5 protein-coding genes and 1 pseudogene are annotated in these 7,579 nt (G+C 71.1%); 1 reads left to right on the forward strand and 5 read right to left on the reverse strand.

What is annotated here, in order from left to right; genetic code table 11:
- The 5 genes from G3573_RS22050 to flgK all read right to left on the reverse strand — a co-directional run.
- On the reverse strand, positions 1 to 200 hold a 200-nt coding region (locus G3573_RS22050; protein ID WP_205598362.1), incomplete at its 3' end, for a hypothetical protein.
- Positions 201 to 291: 91 nt separating this feature from the next.
- Positions 292 to 1,509: an RtcB family protein gene (locus tag G3573_RS18525; RefSeq protein ID WP_163263166.1), complete on the reverse strand. Its 1,218-nt coding sequence runs from the start codon at positions 1,507 to 1,509 to the stop codon at positions 292 to 294.
- A gap of 354 nt (positions 1,510 to 1,863) precedes the next feature.
- Positions 1,864 to 3,063 (reverse strand): tRNA 2-thiouridine(34) synthase MnmA, encoded by a 1,200-nt coding sequence (mnmA, locus tag G3573_RS18530; protein ID WP_163263167.1) that lies wholly within the window; start codon positions 3,061 to 3,063, stop codon positions 1,864 to 1,866.
- A 184-nt stretch (positions 3,064 to 3,247) separates the two neighbouring features.
- The gene (locus G3573_RS18535; protein WP_163263168.1) at positions 3,248 to 4,174 is read right to left on the reverse strand and encodes a flagellin; all 927 of its coding nucleotides are present in this window, start codon (positions 4,172 to 4,174) and stop codon (positions 3,248 to 3,250) included.
- Positions 4,171 to 6,297, reverse strand: coding sequence for a flagellar hook-associated protein FlgK (gene flgK / locus G3573_RS18540; RefSeq protein WP_163263169.1), 2,127 nt, complete (start codon positions 6,295 to 6,297; stop codon positions 4,171 to 4,173). The genes G3573_RS18535 and flgK overlap by 4 nt, the downstream gene beginning before the upstream one ends.
- A gap of 461 nt (positions 6,298 to 6,758) precedes the next feature.
- Between flgK and G3573_RS18545 the strand changes: the two are divergent.
- Positions 6,759 to 7,579 (forward strand): annotated as a pseudogene (locus tag G3573_RS18545) (hypothetical protein); the annotation flags it as partial.

Raw genomic sequence — 7,579 nt, forward strand, 5'->3', positions numbered from 1 at the left:
GGCGCGACGGGCCCGGCGGGCGTGGCCGTGACCGGCGTTGCGGTCGCAGGCGCCGCCGGCTGGACCGCCACCGGCGCGGGCGGCGGCGTCCCGGTCGGGACGGAGGCGGGGGAGGGGGACTCTTCCTGCTTTTCCCCGCGCCCGCAGGCGGCGAGCGACAACAGGGCCAGCAGGGCAAGCGTCGGACGGGAGCGGATCATCGCCTGATCTCCTTCATCGTATGAACGCGACTCCGGCGCAGATTGCTCCGCTATCGGCCGCCGCGCACCCAGGCGCGCGGCGGCCGCAGCCTCAGCCCTTCACGCAGACCACCTGGCGAAGGGTGTGCACCACCTCCACCAGGTCCGCCTGCGCGGCCATGACGGCGTCGATGTCCTTGTAGGCCATCGGCGTCTCGTCGATCACCTCGGCGTCCTTGCGGCACTCGACGCCCTCGGTGGCGCGGACGTGGTCCTCCACCGTGAAGCGCCGCTTGGCTTCGGCCCGGCTCATGGCCCGGCCCGCCCCGTGGCTGCAGGTGCAGAAGGAGTCCTGGTCGCCCTTGCCGCGCACGATGAAGGAACGCGCCCCCATCGAGCCCGGGATGATCCCCAGTTCGCCTTCGCCGGCGCGCACCGCCCCCTTGCGGGTGACGAACACGTCCTTGCCGAAGTGCTTCTCGCGCGTGACGTAGTTGTGGTGGCAGTTCACCGCCGTCTCGGTGGTGAACAGGTCCGGCCACTCGTCACGCAGGACGGAAAGCACCCGCTCCATCATCACCTCGCGGTTGGCGGAGGCGTACTTCTGCGCCCAGGACACCGCGCGGATGTAGTCGACGAAGCCCTCCGTCCCTTCCGGGAAGTAGGCCAGGTCGGCGTCCGGCAGGTTCACGAACCAGCGCCGCATCTCGTGCTTGGCCCGCTCGATGAAGTAGCTGCCGAACTTGTTGCCGACCCCGCGCGAGCCGGAGTGCAGCATCACCCACACCGCGCCCGCCTCGTCGAGGCAGAGCTCGACGAAGTGGTTGCCGGTGCCCAGCGTGCCCAGGTGGCCCGCCCCGCGCGGGTGGGCCGCCTTCGGGTGCTTCTCGATCACGGCCTTGTAGCCGTCCTCGAGCGCCGCCCACTTGGCCTGGGCCTGCGCCGGCGGATCGTCGAGCCAGGCGCCCTTGTCGTTGCGCCCGCCGTTGTCGGTGCGCCCGTGCGGGACGGCGGCTTCGATCCGCGAGCGGATCCCGGCCAGGTTGTCGGGCAGGTGCTCGGCCCGGATCGAGGTGCGCACCGCCATCATGCCGCAGCCGATGTCGACGCCCACCGCCGCCGGGATGATCGCGCCGACAGTCGGGATCACCGAGCCGACGGTCGCGCCCATGCCCCAGTGCACGTCCGGCATCACCGCGACGTGGCTGTGAATGAACGGCAGGCTGGCGACGTTGCGCAGCTGCTGCAGCGCCGCCCCTTCCAGCGGCACGCCGCGGGTCCACGCCTTGATCGGCGCGCCCGGGCTTTCGAGGACTTCGTATCCGCGCATGGCGGACCTCCTTCTTCGTGAGCCTCCCGGCCCGGCGAAGCGAGGTCCCCGAAACGAAGAACCCCTCCCGACCGGGTCGGGAGGGGTTTCTGCGAAACACCGAAGGTCGAACGACCCTAGGCTCCGGCTCCCTCCCGCGCGCACGCGCCCTTCCGCTCGACCGGATTGCGGTCGAGGCCGGTGGGGGCCTGCAGGGCGTAGGATGTGCGGAACATGGGTCCTCTCACTTCGGGGCGCGGCGGGTAACACGGGTCGCGCAGCGCGCGCCAGAGGGGGTGAACGCGTCGGTCGCGAAGCGTGGCCGGAAGGACACGCATCTCGAACCCTCTCCCCCGCAATCGGGGGCGAGGGTTCTCAGGGGGCCAGCACCGCCTCGGTCGAGACGATGAAACCGCCGCCGACCACGCGGTCGGGGTCGGCCGCGGCGTAGAGCACGCAGGCCTGGCCGGGGGCGACGCCTTCCTCGCCCTCGTCGAACACGACGACCGGCGCGCCGTCGCGCAGCTGCAGGCGGGCCGGAGCGGGCGCGCGGGTGGAGCGCACGCGGGCCAGCACCGCCAGCCCTTCGGCGGCGGCGTGCTCGATCGTGGCCTGGTCGCCCAGCCAGTTGATCTCCTTCATCGCCAGCGAGCGCGTGAGGAGGGCCTCGCGCGGGCCGACGATCACCCGGCGGTTCTCGGGATCCAGCTTGACCACGAACAGCGGCTCGCCGACGGCGACGTTCAGCCCCCGCCGCTGGCCGATGGTGTAGCGGGTGATGCCCTCGTGGCGGCCCAGCACGCGCCCGTCCAGGTGGGCGATGTCGCCCGGCTCCTTGCCCTGGGGGCGCAGCCGGTCGATCAGGTTCACGTATTTGCCGTCCGGCACGAAGCAGATGTCCTGGCTGTCCGGCTTGGAGGCGATCTTCAGCCCGAGATCGGCGGCGACGCCGCGCACCTGGGGCTTGGGCAGGTCGGCCAGCGGGAAGCGCAGGAAGTCCAGCTGCTCGCGCGTGGTGGCGAACAGGAAGTAGCTCTGGTCGCGGGCCGGATCGAAGGCCTTGCGCAGCTGGGCGCCGTCCTCGGTCGCGGCGCGGCGCACGTAGTGGCCGGTGGCCATGGCCTCGGCCCCCAGCTCGCGCGCGACGTCCAGCAGGTCGCGGAACTTGACGGTCTGGTTGCAGCGGATGCACGGCACCGGGGTTTCGCCGCGCAGATAGCTGTCGGCGAATTCGTCGATCACGCTCTCGCGGAAGCGGCTTTCATAATCCAGCACATAGTGCGGGATGCCGATCGTCTCGGCCGCCAGGCGCGCGTCGTGGATGTCCTGGCCGGCGCAGCAGGCTCCCGACTTCTTCACCGCCGCGCCGTGGTCGTACAGCTGCAGGGTCACGCCCACCACGTCGTAGCCGGCCTGCTTGAGCAGGGCCGCCACCACGGTGGAGTCCACGCCGCCGGACATGGCCGCGACCACGCGCGCGCCCTGCGGCAGGCCGACCGCTGCGCGCGCGGTTTCGACGGCCGCGCCGAGGTCGGCGGCTTCGATGGTCGGGATCGGGCAGGCGTTGGTGGTCATCGGCGACCATGTAGCGGTCGAGGCGCCCGATTGCGAGGGCGCCCTCCTGAACCTTCCCGCTTCGAACGAGCCTGTTCGAAGCGGAAGGGTTCCGGATTCCTAGAATTTTGAGCGCGCTCGCCGCCGAAACCGGCGTCCACTTTCGGCTAGCGCGCTCAAGCGTCGCGGCCGTTTCAAGCCGCACTCACCTCAGGATGTCGAGCAGGGACGAGTTCCTGAGCTGGCCGATCACCTGGGCGGAGGCCTGCACGGCGAGCTGAGCCTGCTGCAGGGCGGTGATCGCTTCGGCCATGTCGGCGTCCGTGCGTTCGCCGATCAGCTTCTCCATGGCCACCGACTGGTCCTTCTGGGACTCCACGTGGGTGTCCACGCGCTTCTGCAGGGCGCCGTTCTGGGCGGCCTGCTGCAGCACGTCCCCGTGCGCGTCGGCGAAGGTCGTAAGGATGCCCTGCAGGAAGGCGCGCTGGGTGTCGTTCATCTGGCCGGTGAGCGGGCCGTTCGGGCCTTCGTGGTAGGCCTGAATCTGCCGGAAGGCGTCGAACAGGGAGCCGCCGACCTCGTTGGCGAGAATGCCTGTCTGCAGGCCGGAGGAGTCGTCCAGCCGCGAGACGGTTTTCAGCTGGTCGTTCACGAACACGTCGGCGGCCGCGGGCACGGCGGTGAGGTCGGCCAGGGTGTTGGCGGTGACCGGCGCGGTATCGACCTTTGCGCCGCTGAACACGTAGCGTCCCTGGTGCTGCATGTTGAGGCTGTCCTGGGCCGAGGAGAAGCGGCTCTGGAGGTCCAGCATCAGGCCGTCGAGGCGGCCGTTCGCGAGCGCCTCGGCGACGTCCTGGCGGGCCCCGTCGGCCGCGTCGGCCACCTGGGTCAGCGCCAGATCCTGGGTCGACAACCGCTGGGCGACCTGGCCGCCGACGTCGATGTAGCCCTCGATCCGGGCCTTGGCCGAGCGGAAGGCGGCGATCGTCTCCGACCCGCGGCCGAAGCCTTTCAAGTCGTCGGCGACCTTCTGGGTGGAGACCTGGCTCTGGGCTTCGGCCTGGCGCTTCTGTGCGCGCATCAGGTCCAGCAGGGCCGACTGATAGGTGTTGGCGGTGGAGACGCGGGTCATCTCATCATCCCGATCAGAACGTCGTACATGTCCTTGGCCGCCTGAATCAGCCGGCCGGAGGCGGCGTACGCCTGTTGGTAGACGGTGAGCTTCACCAGCTCTTCGTCAAGGTTGACCCCTTCGACGCCGGAGCGGCGAGTGGCGGCCTCGCCGGCGAGGGTCTCGGCGGCTTCCTTGCGCTGCTCCGCCAGCGCCGCCTTTCCGCCGAGGTCGCCGGCGAACTCGGCCATGTAGCGGGTGACGGAAACCGTCGAGCCGGCCGCGCCGCCTGCGCTCTCGAACCAGACGGCGTTGGACCCGGCGTCGGCCAGCTTCTGCGTGTTGCGGCCGTCGCCGCGGGCGGCGCCGGACGACCCTACAGCGGCGGAGAAATCGAGCTGCGCCAGGGCGAGCTTGGAAGGGTCGCTGCGGACGTCGGTGCGGATCGAGAAGCCGTCGGCGCGGCTGGCCCGCGAGCCGGTGCCGATGCCGAACAGTTCCGAGAAGCCCGGCCCGTTCCCGCCCCGGCTGGTCTTGTCCTCGACCAGCGCCATGGTCGCCGCCGGCGAAGTGTTGGGGCTGAAGGACATGCGCCCGAGCGAGTCGAGCGAGAAGGTCCCGTACTGGCCCACGCCGCTGGCCGGCGAGTTCAGCTGGTTCAGCAGGTCCTGCATGGTGCCGCCGGCCGGGATGGACACCTTCAGGTCCTTCAGCCGCGCGCCGTTCTCGTTCGAGAAGCGGAAGGTGATGGTGTCGCCCGCGGTGAAGCCGTGCGGCGAGGCGGGGGTCAGGCCGGTCTCGTACAGCGCGATGCCGTTGCTGCGGACCAGGTCGTTGAGCCCAAAGTAGTGCGAGAAGCCGCGACCGCCCTTGTCGCTCTTGGCGGTCGGGTCGTCGGCGATCGCCACCCCGTTGCCGCCGTTCGCGGTGAGGGTGAGGGCTCCGTTGACGAAGCTCGCGCTGCCGTCGGCCCCGAGCGAGGCGTTCAGGTCCGCGAGGAAGCTGCCCGGCGTGAAGGCGCTCGCCGGGCCGCCGTTGGTGCTCATGGTCCCGGCGCTGAAGTCGACGTCGACGCGCCGCACGACCGCGCCGCTCTTATCCAGGATGGCGATCTCGGTGCGCCCGGTGAAGCCGCTCACCGCGGTCGGCAGGTCGAGGCCGGTGTCCCGGCCGGTCAGGCTGGTCGGCGGCGGCACCGAGGTGCCGGCGTTGTGGGCGCGGTTCATCTCGTCGGCCAGCCGGGTCATCAGCTCAGCCAGCCGTTCGTCGGCCGCCGGCGCCTCGACGTCGCGCAGCTCGATCAGGCCCTTCAGTTCGCCGCTCGCCAGGTGGTCGGCCAGTTGGCGCTTCTCGCCGCGCGGCTCGGTCAGCCAGATCTGGTCGAAGGTGGTCTCGGCGTTGATGTTGCCGGCCCGCTGATAGGACAGGGTCGCGGCGCCGTCGCCGACCAGCACCATGCCGTCGCCGGTGCGCAGGTTGACGCCGCCCGCGGTGCGCGCGCTCACGCGCACGTCCATGAACTGGGAGAGCTGGTCGATCAGCTGGGCCTGGGCGCTCTCGGCGCCCGAGGAGTCGTTGCCGACCACCGTGGCGCGCGAGATCTCGACGTTGAGCGACTCGATGTCTTTTAGCAGGCCGTTGATGGTGTCGACCGCGGTGACCAGCCGGCTGTCGGCGTCCTGACGGATCGACTGAATGCCGGCGTGCACGCGCGCGGCCTCGTCGAACAGCTGCTGGGCCTTGGAGATGGCGTCCTGGCGGCGCGGGCTCGAGGTGGCGTCGTCGGTGATCGCGCTGAAGGCGGCGTACATCTGGTCGACCTGGGCGAAGACGCCCGTGTCGCCGCTGGGGTCGCCGAACAGCTCCTGGATCCGGTCCAGCATTTCGGCGCGGACGCCTTGGCGGGCGGCGTTGCCGTTGGCGTTGAGCGCGGCGGCCTGCAGGAACCGGTCGGTGGCCAGGCGGATGCGCGAGGCCTCCACGCCGGAGCCCACGCCGCCGGTGAGCAGCGGGGTCTGGTCGACGACCTTGCGGATGTATCCCGGCGTGTTGACGTTCGAAACGTTGTCCGAAATCACGCGCAACTGCGTCTGGGCGGTCATCAGCCCGGACGTGGCCGTGTTCATGATGGTGGTCAGCGACATGCGCGCACCCCGGTCGGCAAAGCCTTCGCCCCGCCCGGCGGATTTTGCCCGCCGTTTGGTGAACGCTCGAAAGCTTCAGCCTTGAAAAACATAGACTTCCTCTGGTGAGGCGCTCGCCTCGCGGAATTGACGCGCAAGACCGGCGCCAGAGCGCGGTTCGGCGAAGGCGCCGGGTCGATACTTGCCGCCGGGCGGCAAAATCCGCCGCCGTCGGAGCGCCGGAAGCGCCGCGCTTCAGCGGGTAAAGTCAATGAATTCAAGGTGGTGCCGCCGCGGCCCAGCGGTTGCATGGGAGCGATGCGAACACCCCGGCGCAGCACGCGCTCCTTCCGAAGCCGTCACGGACTTCCGAGCCGCGCATGTCGTCGTCTGTCGATATTCTTTCCGCCCTTGTGGCCCCAGTGACGTCTCCGCCCGCGCCTTCGGCCGGCGAGAGCGACGCCGGCGCTTTCAAGCAGGCGATGGACGCCGTCGCGAACGACGCCGAGACGCCGGCCCGCGCCGACGGGCCGGCCGCGCCGAAGAAGGGGTTCCTGAATTCCGCCAAGCTGGCCGCGGCCAACGCCGCCGTGACCGAGGCTTCGGCTGAAGACGCCGCCGCCGCGCCGACGGCGCCGACGGCGCCGGCCGCCGCGACCGCGCCGACCCCGGACGCGGACGAGGTCGACACGGGCAAGGACGAAGCGACGGTCGCTTCCGACGAGACGGCTCCGGCCGCGGACGCCGCCGCGTCCGACACTGCCGCGCCGGTCGTCGTGCCGCCCGCGCCGACCACGCAGGCGACCGCGCCGTCAGCCGACGGCGAGGCCAAGGGAGTCGACGCGGCCGATGTCTCGACCGTCGGCCGCGCCCTTGGGGCGATCGATCGCATCCTCAACGAGAACGGCGTCCCGTTCGGCGGCCAGGCGAGCCCCGAGCGTCTGCAGGCCGTGAAGGCGGCGGTCGACGAGGTGATGGCCAAGGCGCCGCCGCACGTGCGGGCCAAGCTCGAAGCCCTGTTCGCCCGCGTCCTGCAGCCCGACGCCGACGCTTCGGCGTCGCCGGCCACTGAAGAAGTCGCGCAAGCCGACGCTGAGGCGGCCCAGGCGCAGGCACAGGCCGAGGCGGCCCAGGCCGCCGAGACGCTGAAGGCGATCCAGACGGCCCTGACCGGCGGCCAGACCCGCCGCCCTGCGACAGCCAGCGTGATGCGCGACTTCGCGGCGGCCAACGCCGCCGAGGCGTCGACGCCCACGCCGCGCCTGGCCGATCCGCGCCAGGAGGCCGCCCGCGAGGCGCCCGC

This window comes from Caulobacter sp. 17J65-9, assembly GCF_010975005.1.
GTDB lineage: Bacteria > Pseudomonadota > Alphaproteobacteria > Caulobacterales > Caulobacteraceae > 17J80-11.

What these genes read in the sequence shown, in the direction of transcription:
- G3573_RS18525 (WP_163263166.1), bottom strand. Translation starts at nt 1,509, where the DNA reads ATGCGCGGATACGAAGTCCTCGAAAGCCCGGGCGCGCCGATCAAGGCG.
- mnmA (WP_163263167.1), bottom strand. Translation starts at nt 3,063, where the DNA reads ATGACCACCAACGCCTGCCCGATCCCGACCATCGAAGCCGCCGACCTC.
- G3573_RS18535 (WP_163263168.1), bottom strand. Translation starts at nt 4,174, where the DNA reads ATGACCCGCGTCTCCACCGCCAACACCTATCAGTCGGCCCTGCTGGAC.
- flgK (WP_163263169.1), bottom strand. Translation starts at nt 6,297, where the DNA reads ATGTCGCTGACCACCATCATGAACACGGCCACGTCCGGGCTGATGACC.